The sequence below is a fragment of the Streptomyces sp. NPDC003300 genome, from assembly GCF_040610915.1.
In the GTDB taxonomy this organism is placed as follows: Bacteria; Actinomycetota; Actinomycetes; order Streptomycetales; family Streptomycetaceae; genus Actinacidiphila.
Genome location: NZ_JBEXNE010000018.1, coordinates 1 through 14,113, shown reverse-complemented (window position 1 = coordinate 14,113; position 14,113 = coordinate 1). Strand labels below are relative to the sequence as shown.

The 14,113-nt window shown below is 72.4% G+C and carries 12 protein-coding genes and 1 pseudogene; 8 read left to right on the top strand and 5 right to left on the bottom strand.

What is annotated here, in order from left to right:
- Nucleotides 1-88: 88 nt before the first annotated feature.
- The gene (locus tag ABZX65_RS24365) at nt 89-1,117 is read right to left on the bottom strand and encodes a LacI family DNA-binding transcriptional regulator (protein ID WP_355343726.1); all 1,029 of its coding nucleotides are present in this window, start codon (nt 1,115-1,117) and stop codon (nt 89-91) included.
- Nucleotides 1,118-1,261: 144 nt separating this feature from the next.
- Between ABZX65_RS24365 and ABZX65_RS24360 the strand changes: the two genes are divergently transcribed.
- The gene (locus tag ABZX65_RS24360; RefSeq protein ID WP_355343723.1) at nt 1,262-3,094 is read left to right on the top strand and encodes a glycoside hydrolase family 35 protein; all 1,833 of its coding nucleotides are present in this window, start codon (nt 1,262-1,264) and stop codon (nt 3,092-3,094) included.
- 32 nt (nt 3,095-3,126) lie between these two features.
- Here ABZX65_RS24360 and ligD read toward each other — a convergent pair whose 3' ends face one another.
- Nucleotides 3,127-4,158: a non-homologous end-joining DNA ligase gene (gene ligD / locus ABZX65_RS24355; protein WP_355343720.1), complete on the bottom strand. Its 1,032-nt coding sequence runs from the start codon at nt 4,156-4,158 to the stop codon at nt 3,127-3,129.
- A gap of 77 nt (nt 4,159-4,235) precedes the next feature.
- Between ligD and ABZX65_RS24350 the strand changes: the two genes are divergently transcribed.
- A complete protein-coding gene (locus ABZX65_RS24350; RefSeq protein WP_355343717.1) occupies nt 4,236-5,297 on the top strand; it encodes an ATP-dependent DNA ligase in 1,062 nt (353 codons plus the stop codon).
- 36 nt (nt 5,298-5,333) lie between these two features.
- Here the strand turns inward: ABZX65_RS24350 and ABZX65_RS24345 are convergent, their stop codons facing one another.
- Nucleotides 5,334-6,563 carry an extracellular solute-binding protein gene (locus ABZX65_RS24345; RefSeq protein WP_355343714.1) on the bottom strand — a complete coding sequence of 410 codons (1,230 nt, stop codon included), beginning with the start codon at nt 6,561-6,563 and terminating at the stop codon, nt 5,334-5,336.
- A gap of 322 nt (nt 6,564-6,885) precedes the next feature.
- Nucleotides 6,886-7,308 carry a secondary thiamine-phosphate synthase enzyme YjbQ gene (locus ABZX65_RS24340; protein ID WP_355343711.1) on the bottom strand — a complete coding sequence of 141 codons (423 nt, stop codon included), beginning with the start codon at nt 7,306-7,308 and terminating at the stop codon, nt 6,886-6,888.
- Nucleotides 7,309-7,742: 434 nt separating this feature from the next.
- Here ABZX65_RS24340 and ABZX65_RS24335 point away from each other — a divergent pair, with 434 nt between their 5' ends.
- The 3 genes from ABZX65_RS24335 (at nt 7,743) to ABZX65_RS24325 (ending at nt 11,022) form a co-directional block, all read left to right on the top strand.
- Nucleotides 7,743-8,948 carry an LLM class flavin-dependent oxidoreductase gene (locus ABZX65_RS24335; RefSeq protein ID WP_355343708.1) on the top strand — a complete coding sequence of 402 codons (1,206 nt, stop codon included), beginning with the start codon at nt 7,743-7,745 and terminating at the stop codon, nt 8,946-8,948.
- A 167-nt stretch (nt 8,949-9,115) separates the two neighbouring features.
- On the top strand, nt 9,116-9,949 hold the full coding sequence (locus ABZX65_RS24330; protein WP_355343705.1) for a glycoside hydrolase family 3 N-terminal domain-containing protein: 834 nt from the start codon (nt 9,116-9,118) through the stop codon (nt 9,947-9,949).
- Nucleotides 9,950-10,179: 230 nt separating this feature from the next.
- Nucleotides 10,180-11,022, top strand: a complete 843-nt coding sequence (locus ABZX65_RS24325) for an NAD(P)H-binding protein (protein ID WP_355343702.1) — start codon at nt 10,180-10,182, stop codon at nt 11,020-11,022.
- A 13-nt stretch (nt 11,023-11,035) separates the two neighbouring features.
- Here ABZX65_RS24325 and ABZX65_RS24320 read toward each other — a convergent pair whose 3' ends face one another.
- Nucleotides 11,036-11,572 (bottom strand): MarR family transcriptional regulator, encoded by a 537-nt coding sequence (locus tag ABZX65_RS24320; RefSeq protein WP_355343699.1) that lies wholly within the window; start codon nt 11,570-11,572, stop codon nt 11,036-11,038.
- A 175-nt stretch (nt 11,573-11,747) separates the two neighbouring features.
- On the opposite strand from ABZX65_RS24320, the gene ABZX65_RS24315 reads away from it, so the two are divergent.
- From ABZX65_RS24315 to ABZX65_RS24305, 3 genes and pseudogenes are all read left to right on the top strand, one after another.
- Complete coding sequence (locus tag ABZX65_RS24315) at nt 11,748-12,887, top strand: NAD(P)-binding domain-containing protein (protein ID WP_355343696.1); 1,140 nt, start codon at nt 11,748-11,750, stop codon at nt 12,885-12,887.
- Nucleotides 12,888-13,119: 232 nt separating this feature from the next.
- A complete protein-coding gene (locus ABZX65_RS24310) occupies nt 13,120-13,890 on the top strand; it encodes a (Fe-S)-binding protein (RefSeq protein ID WP_355343693.1) in 771 nt (256 codons plus the stop codon).
- Nucleotides 13,887-14,113: pseudogene (locus ABZX65_RS24305) on the top strand ((4Fe-4S)-binding protein); the annotation flags it as partial. The gene ABZX65_RS24310 and the pseudogene ABZX65_RS24305, both read left to right, overlap by 4 nt.

The following is a 14,113-nucleotide window of genomic DNA, read 5'->3' as shown; positions in this document are numbered from 1 at the left end:
AACGCGGACAGGCGGCGGCACGGACGGCAGGGGTACGTACTCCCCCGCGCGCGGTGACGCCCTCAGGCCGTCGGCCGGCGCCTGACCGTCAGCGGGGGGCGGGCGCCGTGCTGGCGCGGACGACCAGCGTCGGCTCCACGGAGGCCGGTTCCAAGGTGGCGTCCGGGTCCGCGATGTACCGCATGAGGTGGGAGACCGCGAGCGCCCCCATCTCGGCGAAGGGCTGGGCCACCGTGGTCAGCGAGGGCGAGCAGTACTCGGCGAGCGCGATGTCGTCCACGCCCACGACGGAGATGTCCTCCGGCACCCTGCGGCCCAGTTCGTGCAGGGCGCGGATCACGCCGAACGCCATCTCGTCACTGGCCACGAAGACCGCGGTGACGTCGGGGATCCGGCCGAGGATGAGGCCGTTGCGGTAGCCGGAGGCGGGCGACCAGTCGCCCGTCAGCTCCGGCGGCACCGTCCTGCCCTCCGCTTCGAGCACCGCGCGCCAGCCCTGCGACCGGCTCGCCGCGTCCAGCCACTCGCCGGGTCCCGCGACGTGCCAGACCGTCTCGTGGCCCAGGTCCAGCAGGTGCCGGGTGGCCAGCCGCGCCGCCGCCGACTGGTCGACGGCGACCACTTCGGTCGCCGACGTGCGCGAACCGTCGACGGTGATGGTGGGCACGGCGCTGGTGAGCTGCTCGATCTGGCGGCTCACATGGATCAGCGGAACGGCGAGCACGACGCCTTCGACGTGCTGGTCGGCCAGCCGCAGCATCGAGCTCTCGATGGCGGAGGTGTCCAGCGAGGCGGTGGTGGCGGTGCTGACCGCGTAACCGGCCTCCTGAGCGGCCCGTTCGATGCCGAGGGTGAGGGCGGTGCGGGAGTAGAAGCTGGTCTGGAGGGTGACCACGCCGATGGTGCGGCTGCGGCCGGAGGAGAGCATGCGCGCCGCGTTGTTCCTGCGATAACCGAGCTGGTCGACGGCGGCGAGCACCTTGGCGCGGGTCGTGTCCTGCACATTGGGGTGACCGGCCAGGGCCCGCGAGACGGTCTGCGCGGAGACCCCGGCGACCCGTGCGACATCCGCCATGCCGGGCGGACGGGAGGCGTCGCGCGCGCTCTGGTTCTTCATGGGTCCCTTCCGGCTGATCCGCTGCCGCCGATGATAGCGGTCGCACCCGCCCAAAGGGGGCACTCTCCAGCTCGTGGTCCCGCCCCGGACCGGCTGAAGGCACCGCGTTGGCATCGATAACAATCTGTGCGACAGTTCGGTGCTGTGAGCCTTCCGACCACCACCGCACCCGCGGACGCCAACGGCCGACCCGCGCCCCTGCTGTCGTATCCGCACGGCACGTTCCTGCGCGGCGGGCAGCCGCACCGCGTCCTGGCGGGGTCGCTGCACTACTTCCGGGTCCACCCCGAGCAGTGGGCCGACCGGCTGGAACGCCTCGCGGCCATGGGGCTCAACACCGTGGACACGTACGTCCCGTGGAATTTCCACGAGCCGCGCCGGGGGCGGCCGTCCTTCGACGGCCCGCGCGACATCGAGCGGTTCGTCGCGCTCGCGCGGGACACCGGCCTGGACGTGATCGTGCGCCCCGGCCCGTACATCTGCGCCGAGTGGGACAACGGCGGCCTGCCCGCGTGGCTGACCGGGACGCCCGGCATGCGGCTGCGCTCCTCGCACCGGCCCTTCCTCGACGAAGTGGCGCGCTGGTTCGACGCGTTGATCCCGCGCGTCGCCGCGCTCCAGGCGGCCCGCGGCGGGCCGGTGGTCGCCGTGCAGGTGGAGAACGAGTACGGCAGCTACGGCGACGACCACGGCTATGTGGCGTGGGTGCGCGACGCGCTGGTGGAGCGGGGCATCACCGAACTGCTCTACACCGCGGACGGCCCGACCGACCTGATGCTCGACGGCGGCGCCCTGCCGGGCACGCTGACCACGGCGACCTTCGGGTCCCGCGCCGCGCAGGCCGCCGAACTGCTGCGCTCGCGCAGAACGGGCGAGCCGTTCGTCTGCGCCGAGTTCTGGAACGGCTGGTTCGACCACTGGGGCGAGAAGCACCACATCCGGACCGTCGACAGCGCCGAGGCCACGCTCGCCGAGATCCTGGACGAGGGCGGCTCGGTGAGTGTCTACATGGCGCACGGCGGCACCAACTTCGGCCTGTGGGCGGGCGCCAACCACGACGGCGACAGGCTCCAGCCGACCGTGACCAGCTACGACTCGGACGCGCCGGTCGCCGAACACGGCGGCCTCGGCCCGAAGTTCTTCGCCCTGCGCGACCGGCTGCTCGCGGTGACCGGCGCGGCCGAAGCCTCCCGGCCGCTGCCCGCGACCGCGCCGCCGCTCACCGCTCGCGCGCTGCCCGTGGTCCGGGGCGCCGGTCTGCTGGACGCGCTCACCGCGCTGTCGCGGCCGGTGGCGTCCCCGCATCCGCTGAGCTTCGAGGAGCTGGAACAGCCCTCGGGGCTGGTGCTCTACCGCGCCCGCCCCCGTCTGCCGCGCGGCCCGCGGGAGATCACCGTGCACGGGCTGCACGACCGCGCCCAGGTCTTCGTGGACGGCGCGCCCGCCGGTGTGCTCGACCGGGAGACCGGCTCGCTCACCGTCGAGGGCGCCGGCGAGCCCGTACTGCTGGAACTCCTGGTCGAGAACCAGGGCCGGATCAACTACGGTCCGCTGCTCGGCCAGGGCAAGGGCATCCTCGGCGGGGTCCGCGTCGAGCGCCGCCTGGTGCACAACTGGTCGGTCCACGGACTGCCGCTGGACGAATGGCCCGCGGCCGACGTGGAGCGCGCGCCGTCGGTCGCCCCGCCGTCCGGCGGCGCGGGTTTCGCGACCGCCCGGTTCACGGCGGACGCCCCGGCCGACACCTTCCTGGCCTTTCCCGGCTTCGGCAAGGGCTTCGCCTGGGTGAACGGCACGCTGCTCGGCCGGTACTGGGAGATCGGCCCGCAGGTCACCCTCTACGTGCCCGCGCCGCTGCTGACGGCCGGCGAGAACACCGTCACGGTGCTGGAGCTGGAGCGTTTCGGCGACCGCGTCGAGCTGCGCGACCGGCCGGAGCTGGGGCCGACCGAGGAGTACGTCGAGACGTTCGACTGAATCGCGCGGCCGGAGGCCACCGCTTCGCGTCGCTACCCGTCCGCGTCGCTGTCCGACGCGGCCTTCTTGGCGCGGCTCGGCTGCACCCGCTTGGGCTCGCCCTTCATCTTGGGGTGCTCCGGCGGGTAGGGCAGGTCGCCGAGGCCGTGCTCGCGCTCGTCCTTGTCGGCCAGTTCGAGCGCCGCGTCCAGCCGGAAGGCGTGCTCGTCCATGTCGGCGTGCACGTCGCCGGCCTCCGCGAACCGCCCCGGCATGGTGCCCAGGTCGAAGTCCTCGGGCACGGCGCTGCTCACCTCGTCCCAGCGCAGCGGCGCCGAGACCGGGGCGTGCGGGAACGGCCGTACGGAGTAGGCGCTGGCGATCGTGCGGTCGCGCGCGGTCTGGTTGTAGTCGACGAAGATCCGCTCGCCGCGCTCCTCCTTCCACCATGCGGTGGTGATCCGGTCGGGCGCGCGGCGCTCCAGTTCGCGGCCGATCGCGATGGCCGAGCGCCGTACCTGGGTGAAGGTCCACTGCGGCGCGATCGGCACGAAGACGTGCAGGCCGCGTCCGCCGGAGGTCTTCGGCCATCCGGTCAGGCCGAGTCCGTCCAGCACCTCGCGCAGCATGAGCGCCGCGCGTACGGCGTCGCCGTAGTCCGTGCCGGGCTGCGGGTCGAGGTCGATGCGCAGTTCGTCGGGGTGGTCGGTGTCGGCGCGGCGCACCGGCCAGGGGTGGAAGGTGAAGGTGCCGAGGTTGGCGGCCCACAGGACGGCGGCGGTCTCGGTGGGGCAGATCTCGTCGGCGTACCGGCCGCTGGGGAAGGCGATCCGGGCGGTGGGGATCCAGTCGGGCAGATTCTTCGGGGCCCGCTTCTGGAAGAAGGACTCGCCCTCCACGCCGTGGATGTAGCGCTCCAGTGTGGTCGGCCGATCCCTGACCGCGCGCAGGATGCCGTCGCCGACGCTGAGGTAGTACCTCACCAGGTCGGCCTTGGTGAATCCGCGCTGCGGGAAGTAGACCTTGTCCGGGTGGGACACCCGGACGGCCCGCTCGCCGACGGTCAGTTCCAGCGTCTCGGCCATGCGACCACGCTAGGCCGTACGGCCGGGCGGCGCCCGTCGGCGGGCGCCCCCGGGCGGGGCCGCGCACAATCACCAGCATGGACCTTCCGGTGATGCCCCCTGTGCGGCCGATGCTGGCGAAGTCCGCCGCGGCCGTCCCGCCCGGCATGCTCTACGAGGCCAAGTGGGACGGTTTCCGGGCGATCGTCTTCCGCGACGGCGACGAGATCGAGCTGGGCAGCCGCTCGGGCAAGCCGCTGACCCGGTACTTTCCCGAGCTGGTCGAGGCGCTGCGGGAGCGGATTCCGCCGCGCTGCGTGCTGGACGGCGAGATCGTCATCGTGCGGGGCGGCCGGCTGGACTTCGACGCGCTGCTGGAGCGGATTCATCCGGCGGAGTCCCGGGTCCGCCATCTGGCGGAGGTGACGCCCGCGTCCTTCGTCGCCTTCGACCTGCTGGCCGTGGGCGACGAGACGCTGCTGCCGGTGCCGCAGCGGGACCGGCGCGAGGTGCTGGTGGAGGCGTTGCGGGAGGCGACGGCGCCGGTGTTCACCGCGCCCGCCACGCAGGACATCGACACGGCCAAGGAGTGGTTCTCCCGCTTCGAGGGCGCCGGTCTCGACGGGGTCGTCGCCAAACCCCTGCATCTGCCGTACCGGCCGGGCGAGCGCGTCATGATCAAGGTCAAGCACGAGCGCACCGCGGACTGCGTGGTGGCCGGGATGCGGCTGCACAAGAGCGGTCCCGTGGTCGGCTCGCTGCTGCTCGGTCTGTACGACGCCGAGGGGATGCTTCAGCACGTCGGCGTCTGCGCGTCCTTCCCGATGCGCCGCCGCGAGGCGCTGATGACGGAGCTGGAGCCGCTGCGGATGGCGTCCGTCGAGGGCCATCCGTGGCAGGAGTGGGCGAGCGAGGAGGCGCAGGCCGCCGACCGGCTGCCGGGCGGTCCCAGCCGGTGGACCGGCAAGAAGGACCTGTCGTGGATCCCGCTGCGCCCCGAGCGGGTGGTCGAGGTGGCCTACGACCACATGCAGGGCGACCGGTTCCGCCACACCGCGCAGTTCCGCCGCTGGCGCCCGGACCGGGAGGCCGCGGAGTGCACGTACGCGCAGTTGGAGGAGCCGGTGGGGTACGACCTGGCGGAGGTGCTGGGCGCCTGACCGGCCGAGCGGCGGCGCCCTCGTCCGCTCCTCGGACTACCTGGCGCCGTCGCTGCGCTGGGCGTCGCGCTGGAGGCCGGCCAGTACGACCTTGGGGTCGCGGTGCACGGCCTGTCCGATGTCCTTCTTCAGTTCGGCGCTGACCGGGGCCCAGGACGCCTTGGCGACGGGATAGAACGCCGCGTCCGACAGCAGGTTCATGAATGGCACGAGATCGCGGTACCGCGGATCCATCCTGACCGTTTCCGCGACTTTCACCGTGACCGGGAGCAACTTGTACTCCTGTTGGAATTTCAACAAATTCTCTTCGCTGTATATGTACTGGAGGAACTTGGCGTCGGCCTCCCGGTGTCCCTTCTGCCGGAAGGCCATCATCCAGTCGGCGTTCCCGAGCGCCTGCGAACTGGGGCCCGTCCTTCCGGGAAGCGGCGCCACTCCGATGTCGATTCCGGCCGCCTTCGCGGAGGGAAGCAGCGTCAGATGGCCGTTGAGCATCCCCGTGCGGCCCGCGAGGAAGTCGCTGAAGGCATCGCTGACACTCGTCCTGGCCGGGTCCTTGGGGCCGACGAGACCGGCGTCGACGAGGTTCTTCTTCAGCCAGACGAAGGCGTCGACATTGCGCACCGAGTCCAGGTTGTACGAGCCGACGTTGTCGGTGTAGCCGCCGTCGTTGCCGATCATCCACATCATGGTCTCGGCTTCCGCTTCCTGCGGGCCGAGCGGCAGTCCGTACGGCACCGGGACGCCGTGCTCCTTGAGCTTGACGGCGTCGCGCCTGATGTCGGCCCAGGTCTCCGGGGCGCGGGTGATGCCCGCGCGGGCGAAGAGCTTCTTGTTGTAGAAGAACATCCGGGTGGAGGCGACCCACGGGATGCCGTACTGCACGTGGTTGACGGAACCGGCGTCCGTCAGCGACGGGACGAAGGCGGACTGCATGCTGATCGGGAACAGTTCGTCCGCGCTGTAGAGCTGCTTGCCGTCGCTGAAGGCGCTGAAGGAGTCGAGCTGCGCGAGATCGGGCGCCTGGCCGTCCTCGACCATGGTGGCGACCTGCGCGTCGGCGTCGGCGACGGGCACGAACTGCACGTCGATCGTGATGTTCGGATTCCGCTCCTCGAACGAGCGGGCCAGGCTGTTCCAGGTCTGGGCCACCGGACTCGCGGTCTTCAGACCGCTGTAGTCGGTGGCGACCACGTGCAGGGTGATGGCCTTGCTCCGCGGTGAGGTGTTCCCGCACGCGCCGAGGGTGGTCACCGCCAGCACCATCGAGCCACCGACCGCCGCTAAGCCCAGGAATCGTCGCCGCCGCACCGCTTTCTACCGCCTTCGTATATTACTCGCCCCGTATTAGCCGTGCCGAGTTTTCCGCATGCCTTCACCAACGGTCAACACCACACGTGATATCCCGTCAGAAGAAGCGGAGCGCCCAGGTACAACACATCGCGGTATTTCGGAAATCGCGCCAGTCATATCCGCCGCAAAAGGCGGATATGACTGGCGCGATGCGTGTCGGGGCGTCGGGATGTGGCGGCGCTCCAGGTGGTCGGCGCGGCGTGCGGGTCAGCGCTTCTCGGCGAGCGCCCGCCGGTCAGCCCAGAAAGCTCAGCCGGACCTGGCGGCGCGGATTGTCGACGTTGGTGTCCACCAGGACGACCGACTGCCAGGTGCCGAGTTCCAGGCGGCCGTCCAGTACCGGCAAGGTGGCGTGCGGCGGGACGAGCGCGGGGAGTACGTGGTCGCGGCCGTGCCCGCGGCTGCCGTGGCGGTGGCTCCAGCGGTCGTCGGCGGGGAGCAGGTCCTGGAGCGCGGCGAGCAGGTCGTCGTCGCTGCCCGCGCCCGTCTCGATGACGGCCACGCCCGCGGTGGCGTGCGGCACGAAGACGTTCAGCAGCCCGTCGCGCCCGGCCGCCGCCTCGCGCAGGAACGACGCGCAGGCGTCGGTGAGGTCGTGGACGGTCTCGCTGGAGCCGGTCGCGATGTCGATGACGCGTGAGGTGAGGTTGTCGGCCATACGTCCATGGTCACTCAATTCCGCGGGGCGGCGGGGGTGTCGGCGCGGCGGGTCGCCGGGGTCCCGTGCCCGGCGGCGGGGGGGCGGGCTCCGGCCCGGCGGGCGGCTTGCGCCGCGATCAGCCGCCATCCGCGAGGTGAGACGGCGTTGACCTGCCGACGGACGCGTGACTACCGTCGTTGTATGCCGCGTCCCTGCATGCTCACCTCGCGTGGTCACATCGACCTCCTGCGGGTGGCGTCTGCCGCGTGTTGTCGCGGTCGCTGACGTTTCGCGCCGCTTCCCCTCCCCCGCGCTTCCGTAGCTCTTCTTCGCGTTCCGGCCCCGCCGGTCCCCTCGGGACGTCCCCGCGGTGATCCGGCGGACCTCCCGTGCCGCGCGCCGGGATCCCGCCGGACCGCACCGGATCCCGCCCATCGAAAGGCGTCCGCCCGATGTCCGTACACCTGCACTGGTTCCTGCCCACCGGCGGCGACGGCCGCACCCTGGTGGACCGCCACGTCTACACCGACGGAGGCGTGAAGCGCTCCCGGATCACGCCGGTCTCCGGCATCCGCGCCCCCGACATCGAGTATCTGGCCCAGATCGCGCGCGCCGCCGACCAGTTGGGGTTCGAGGGGGTGCTGACGCCGACCGGTACGTGGTGCGAGGACGCGTGGCTGACGACGCTGGCGCTGACCCAGCACACCGAGCGGCTGAAGTTCCTGGTCGCCTTCAGGCCCGGGGTGATCTCGCCGGTCCTCGCGGCGCAGATGGCGGCCACGTATCAGCGGATCAGCCGGGGGCGACTGCTGCTCAACGTGGTGACCGGCGGCGACTCCACCGAGCAGAAGCGGTTCGGCGACCATCTCGACCACGACAGCCGGTACGCGCGCACCGCGGAGTTCCTGTCGGTGGTGCGCGGGGTGTGGGAGGGCAAGCCGTTCGACTACGACGGCGAGCACTACCAGGTGGCGGGCGGGCTGGTGGCGCTGCCGCCCGAGCCCCGCCCCGACATCTTCTTCGGCGGTTCCTCTCAGGCGGCCGGGCCGGTCGCAGCCCGCTACGCCGACGTCTATCTGACCTGGGGCGAGCCGCCCGAGCAGGTGAAGCGGAAGATCGACTGGATCAGGGGGCTGGCGGAGGCCGAGGGCCGTACGGTCAGATTCGGCATCCGGCTGCACGTCATCGCGCGGGACTCGGCGCGCGACGCGTGGGCGACCGCGGACCGGCTGCTGGCCGACCTCGACGAGGACACGGTCGCCGCGGCCCAACAGGCGCTCGGCCGCAGCGAGTCGGTGGGCCAGCAGCGGATGCTGGCGCTGCACGGCGGGCAGCGGGACAAGCTGGAGATCTCGCCGAATCTGTGGGCGGGCGTCGGGCTGGTGCGCGGCGGCGCCGGCACGGCGCTGGTCGGCGCCCACGCGGAGGTCGCCGACCGGATCGAGGAGTACCACGCGCTGGGCATCGACCACTTCATCTTCTCCGGCTATCCGCACCTGGAGGAGGCGTACTGGTTCGGCGAGGGCGTCATGCCGGAACTGGCCGCGCGCGGTCTGCTGGAGGCCCTTCCGTCGCCACTGTCCGCCGTGCCCGCCGCCAACGGCCGCCCGCCGTCCGCTCCGGGCGGGGCGCCGCTGCTGCTGTCCGGGGGCCGCTGAGCGGTCCGCGGCCGTGGGGCCGGCTGTGGGCGCGGGCGTCACCGGGGGGACGCGGACCTGGGGTGATTGCCGCCTCCGGGCATTGGTCTGTACCATTCGGCGGGCCTCGGGATATCGCCGGGGCTCGGGACATCCGCCTCTGTCGCGCCCCGAAGGGGGACCACCACGTGAACGCGCTGCACCGGCTCGCCGTGCTCGTCGACTCGTGCCTGCTGCCCGCCGTCGACGGCGCGGACGAGAGACTTCCCGACTGGATCCTGCGCGGCCTGGAACGCGGCACCCCCGGCGTCGCGGTGCACGCCCGCGGCCAGGCGGCGCGCAAGGCGTCCGACACGCTGCGCGCGGCGCTCCCCGACGCCCTCACCGGTCACCCGGAGCCGCACCGGCCGGGTGGCGGCAGCGCCGCGGCGGCCGAACTCATGGCGGCCGGTGCCAATCTGCACCTCGCTGTACGGCCCGGCACCCGCGCCGACGAGACGCGGGTCTTCGTGACCGACCTCCAGACGCACGGAGTGGCCGCCGCGCTGGGGCCGTTCACCGGTACGGGCAGCCTGCGGCCCTTCGCCGAGGGGGCCGCGGCCGGTGTCCGCGCGATCACCGCGGGGCGCTCCCCGGTACCCGGCGAGGACGGTCTGCCCGCCACGCTCAGCGGCCCGGCCGTCACCGGCATCCTGCGCGGCGAGCTGGGTTACGGCGGGGTCGTGGTCAGCGACACCCTGGACGCGCCGTCGATCGTCGACGGCTGGGGCGTGCCGGGCGCGGCCGTGCTCGCCTGGATCGCCGGGGTCGACCTGGTGCGCCTCGGCCCCGCGAGCGGCGCGGGTGTGCACGACGCGATCCACACGGCGGCGGCCCGCGCGGTCGCCGACGGCGACCTGCCGCTGTCCCGGCTGGAGGAGGCGGCGGAACGCGTCTCCCGGCTGCGGCGCTGGGCCTCGGAACCGCGCATGCCCGCCCCGGCCGGGGTCACGGGTCCGTCGGCCCGCACACCGGCCCCCTGAGGCGGCGCACGCTCCTCGGATCGCGGCGGCGGCGCGGGTCCGTCGCGCGCCGGCGCCCTGTCACCGATCCGTTTGACAGCCCTGGAGATGACGCCCATATTTATCTGCGTGACACAGATTCTTCGTGGCGCATAGTTTTCGCCACGACTGCTCCCTCCGACCTTCCGTCGGCCGCACGGCTCCTTGTGCCACCCGCTCCCAAGTCCTTTCCACGAACGGGGAACACCGCCATGACCGTCCTCATCACCGGAAGCCGCGGGCGCGTCGCCCGCGCCCTCACCGCGCTCCTTCACGACCGGGGCGCCGACGTACGCGTCGCCTCGCGGAAGCCGGAGGAGGTCGAACCGCCGGAAGGGGTGCGGACCACCGCCCTGAGCCTGGACGACCCGTCCGGCTTCCCCGCCGCGCTCGCGGGGGTCGACTCGGTGTTTCTCTACGCCGAGGCGTCGCACATCGGCGCGTTCCTGGAGCAGGCGGAACGGGCGGGGGTCGGGCATGTGGTGTTGCTCTCGTCCGCCAGCGTCATGGAGCCCGACGCCGAGCGGGACCCGATCGCCCGGCACCACTTGGAGGTGGAGACCGCGCTCGCCGCCTCACCGATCGCCTCGACCGTGCTGCGCCCCGGCGCCTTCGCCGCCAACGCCCTCCAGTGGGCGTGGCCCATCAAGGCGTCAGGCGCGGTGAATCTGCCGTATCCCGGCGCCCACACCGACCCCGTGCACGAGGCCGATCTCGCCGAGGCGGCCTGTGCGGCGCTCACCGATTCCCGTGTGCGCGGCGGGACGTACCACCTGACGGGGCCCGAGTCGCTGAGCTTCGCCGAGCAGGTCGACGTGCTCGCGGACGCCACGGGACAGCCGATCGCCGCCGTGCCGGTCAGCCGTGAGGCATGGCGGGCGGAGACGGCGGAGCATCTGCCCGAGGCGTTCGCCGAGGCGCTGCTCGACTGGTGGAAGGCGCTCGACGGTACGCCCACGGAGGTGACCGACACTCTTGAACGGCTGATCGGGCGTCCGCCGCGCACCTTCGCGTCCTGGGCGGCGGAGAACGCCGCCGCTTTCACCCGCCCGTAGCGGGTACGGCGGATCAGGCCCCGGCGGCGCCCCTGTGCTCCTCGCCCGCGCCGCCGGGGTCGGCCACGTCACCCGCCCGCAGCCGCGCGATCTGCGCGGTGCTCAGGTCGACGGTGCGGCGCATATGGGCGAGCAGGAGCGCGAGTTGGTCGTCGTCGTAGGAGTCGAGCATCCGCCACCAGCCGCCGCTCAGGCCGCCCCACACACGGCCGAAGTCCGCCATCCGGTCGGGCACGGTGGTCACCATGACCCGGCGCCGGTCCTCGGTGTCCCGCTCACGGACCACGTAACCCGCGCGTTCCAGCCGGTCCACGAGCCGGGTGGCGGAGCCGGTGGTGAGGCCGGTCAGCTCGGCGATCCGCCCGATGGTGACCGGGCGCGACTCCAGGCTCAGCAGATTGAGGCACTGCACGTCCGTGGGGTGCAGCCCGAAGTAGTCGGCGAGCGCCTGGTTGAACAGGGCGTACGACGCCGTGTAGTGGCGCGAGGCCACGGACAGCTCGGACAGCAGATCGGAGCGGCGGCCGGTGGGGGCGTCGGTCCGCGCCATGGTGCCTCCTGCGTGGTTCCGCGCGGCCGTGGAGGCCCGCGCCCGTGCCGTCGCGCTTCTCTGCGCGACGCAGACAGTTTGGCAGACCGCCGCCCGCCCGGACACCGACGTCTCCCGCGTCCCCGGCCGCCCGCGCGCGGGGAAGCTTTCACTCGCCCTCACCGTTGGGTGAAACATGAACGACTTGGGTGACGCGGCGGACGGGCCGGACGTGTCCGGCGTGCGGGACGTGCGGACGGTCGTGGTCGGCGCCGGGCAGGCGGGGCTCTCGGCCGGGTATTTCCTGCGCCGCGCGGGGCTGCGGTCCGGCACGGACTTCGTCGTCCTCGACCACTCCCCCGGCGCGGGCGGCGCCTGGCAGTTCCGCTGGCCGTCGCTCACCTACGGCAAGGCGCACCGCGTACACGAACTGCCCGGTATGCCGCTGGGCGACGCCGACCCCGACCGGCCGTCCGCCGAGGTGGTCGGCGAGTACTTCGCGCGCTACGAGCGGGAGTTCGACCTGGATGTCCGGCGGCCGGTCGACGTCACCGCCGTACGGGAGGGGGTCGCGGGGCGGCTGCGGGTGGAGACCGACGCGGGTGTGTGGTCCACGCGGACGCTGATCAACGCGACCGGGACCTGGGACCGGCCGTTCCTGCCGTACTACCCGGGCCAGGAGACCTTCCTCGGGCGGCAGTTGCACACGGCGGAGTACCGGGGATCGGCGGAATTCGCCGGGAAGCACGTCCTGGTGGTCGGCGGCGGTACGTCGGCGGTGCAGCTGCTGATGGAGCTGGCCGAGGTCGCCCGCACCACCTGGCTGACCCGCCGCCCGCCGGTCTTCCACAGCGCGCCCTTCGACCAGGAGTGGGGACGTTCCGCGGTCGCCCTCGTCGAGGACCGGGTGCGCCGGGGGCTGCCGCCGCAGAGCGTCGTCAGCGTCACCGGGCTGGCCGCGACCGACGCGATCCGCGACGCGCAGGTGCGCGGGGTCCTGCGGCCCGAGCCCGTCTTCGACCGGATCACCCCGGACGGCGTCGCATGGTCCGACGGCCGCACGCTGGACGCCGACGTCATCTTGTGGGCGACCGGCTTCCGCGCGGCCCTCGACCACCTGGCCCCGCTCAAACTGCGCGAGCCCGGCGGCGGCGTCCGGCTCGACGGCACCCGCGTGGTCAAGGACCCCCGCATCCACCTGGTCGGCTACGGCCCGTCGGCGAGCACGATCGGCGCCAACCGGGCGGGGCGAAGCGCCGTACGCGAGATCCGCGCCTTCCTGGCCACCCGAACAGCCGAACCCACGAGCGAGCGTTCGCTCGAACGCGTGCACTGAACGCGAGTTGTCCCCTGCGACCCACGGGGACGCCTGATGCTTACCGACCGTCCCGGGAGGGGCGGCGCTCCGCGTTGTCCGCCGCTCCGGTCGTCGGCACGCCTGCCGCTCTGGCCACCGATTCCGATAAACATCGGATGTCTCGCTTCCCCGCGTCACGCCGTTGCGGCAGTATGAGCGCCATGGGTCATCGTCAGTCGCACGGCCTGCCGCGGCGCGGCGCGGAGGAGACATGCGCGTAGCGCTTTTCGTGACATGCGTGAACGACCTGCTGTACCCGGACACCGGGCGGGCCGTCGTCACCCTGCTGGAACGGCTCGGCGTCGAGGTGGACTTCCCCGCCGCCCAAACGTGCTGCGGACAGCCCCAGTTCAACGCCGGTTACCGGCACGAGACAGAGCCGCTGGTCCGCCGCTACGCCGCCGCCTTCGACGCCTACGACCACGTGGTCACGCCGTCCGGCTCCTGCGCGGCCATGGTGCGCGACAACTACCCGCGGATCGCCGCCAAGGCCGTCGCCGAGAGCCGCGACCGGGGACTCACCGAGGCGGCGGCGAGCGCCGTGCCCAAGACGTACGAACTCACGGAGTTCCTGGTGGACGTGCTGGGGGTGACGGATGTGGGCGCGTACTTCCCGCACGCGGTGACCTATCACCCGTCCTGTCACGGGCTGCGGATGCTGGGGCTCGGTGAGCGGCCCCGGCGGCTCTTGGAAGCCGTGAAGGGGCTTGAGCTGCGGGAGTTGGAGGGTGCGGAGGAGTGCTGCGGCTTCGGCGGCACCTTCGCCGTGAAGAATCCCGACGTCTCGGCCGCGATGGGTGAGGACAAGGTGCGGCACGCGCTCGACAGCGGCGCGCAGGTGCTGTGCGGCGCGGACAACTCCTGCCTGATGCACCTGGACGGTCTGTTGCGGCGGCAGGACGCCGACCTGCGGGCCGTACATCTGGCGGAGATCCTCGCGTCCACCGAGGAACAGCCCTACCGGCAGGAAGTGGTCCGATGAGTGGTACGTATCTGGGTCTGCCGTCGTTCCCGAAGGCCGCCGCCTCGTCCACGAAGGACACCCAGCTCCGCGCGAACCTCACCCACGCCACCCACACCATCCGCGACAAACGCGCCAGAGCCATCGCAGAACTCGCCGACTGGCCCCAACTCCGCGCAGCGGGCGCCGCCGTCAAGGACCACACCCTGCGCCACCTCGACCACTACCTCCTCCAGCTCGAGGA

Bases quoted from the DNA above. Each gene is read 5' to 3' on its own strand.
- ABZX65_RS24365 (WP_355343726.1), bottom strand. From the start codon at position 1,117: ATGAAGAACCAGAGCGCGCGCGACGCCTCCCGTCCGCCCGGCATGGCG.
- ligD (WP_355343720.1), bottom strand. From the start codon at position 4,158: ATGGCCGAGACGCTGGAACTGACCGTCGGCGAGCGGGCCGTCCGGGTG.
- ABZX65_RS24350 (WP_355343717.1), top strand. From the start codon at position 4,236: ATGGACCTTCCGGTGATGCCCCCTGTGCGGCCGATGCTGGCGAAGTCC.
- ABZX65_RS24345 (WP_355343714.1), bottom strand. From the start codon at position 6,563: ATGGTGCTGGCGGTGACCACCCTCGGCGCGTGCGGGAACACCTCACCG.
- ABZX65_RS24340 (WP_355343711.1), bottom strand. From the start codon at position 7,308: ATGGCCGACAACCTCACCTCACGCGTCATCGACATCGCGACCGGCTCC.
- ABZX65_RS24335 (WP_355343708.1), top strand. From the start codon at position 7,743: ATGTCCGTACACCTGCACTGGTTCCTGCCCACCGGCGGCGACGGCCGC.
- ABZX65_RS24325 (WP_355343702.1), top strand. From the start codon at position 10,180: ATGACCGTCCTCATCACCGGAAGCCGCGGGCGCGTCGCCCGCGCCCTC.
- ABZX65_RS24320 (WP_355343699.1), bottom strand. From the start codon at position 11,572: ATGGCGCGGACCGACGCCCCCACCGGCCGCCGCTCCGATCTGCTGTCC.
- ABZX65_RS24315 (WP_355343696.1), top strand. From the start codon at position 11,748: ATGAACGACTTGGGTGACGCGGCGGACGGGCCGGACGTGTCCGGCGTG.
- ABZX65_RS24310 (WP_355343693.1), top strand. From the start codon at position 13,120: ATGCGCGTAGCGCTTTTCGTGACATGCGTGAACGACCTGCTGTACCCG.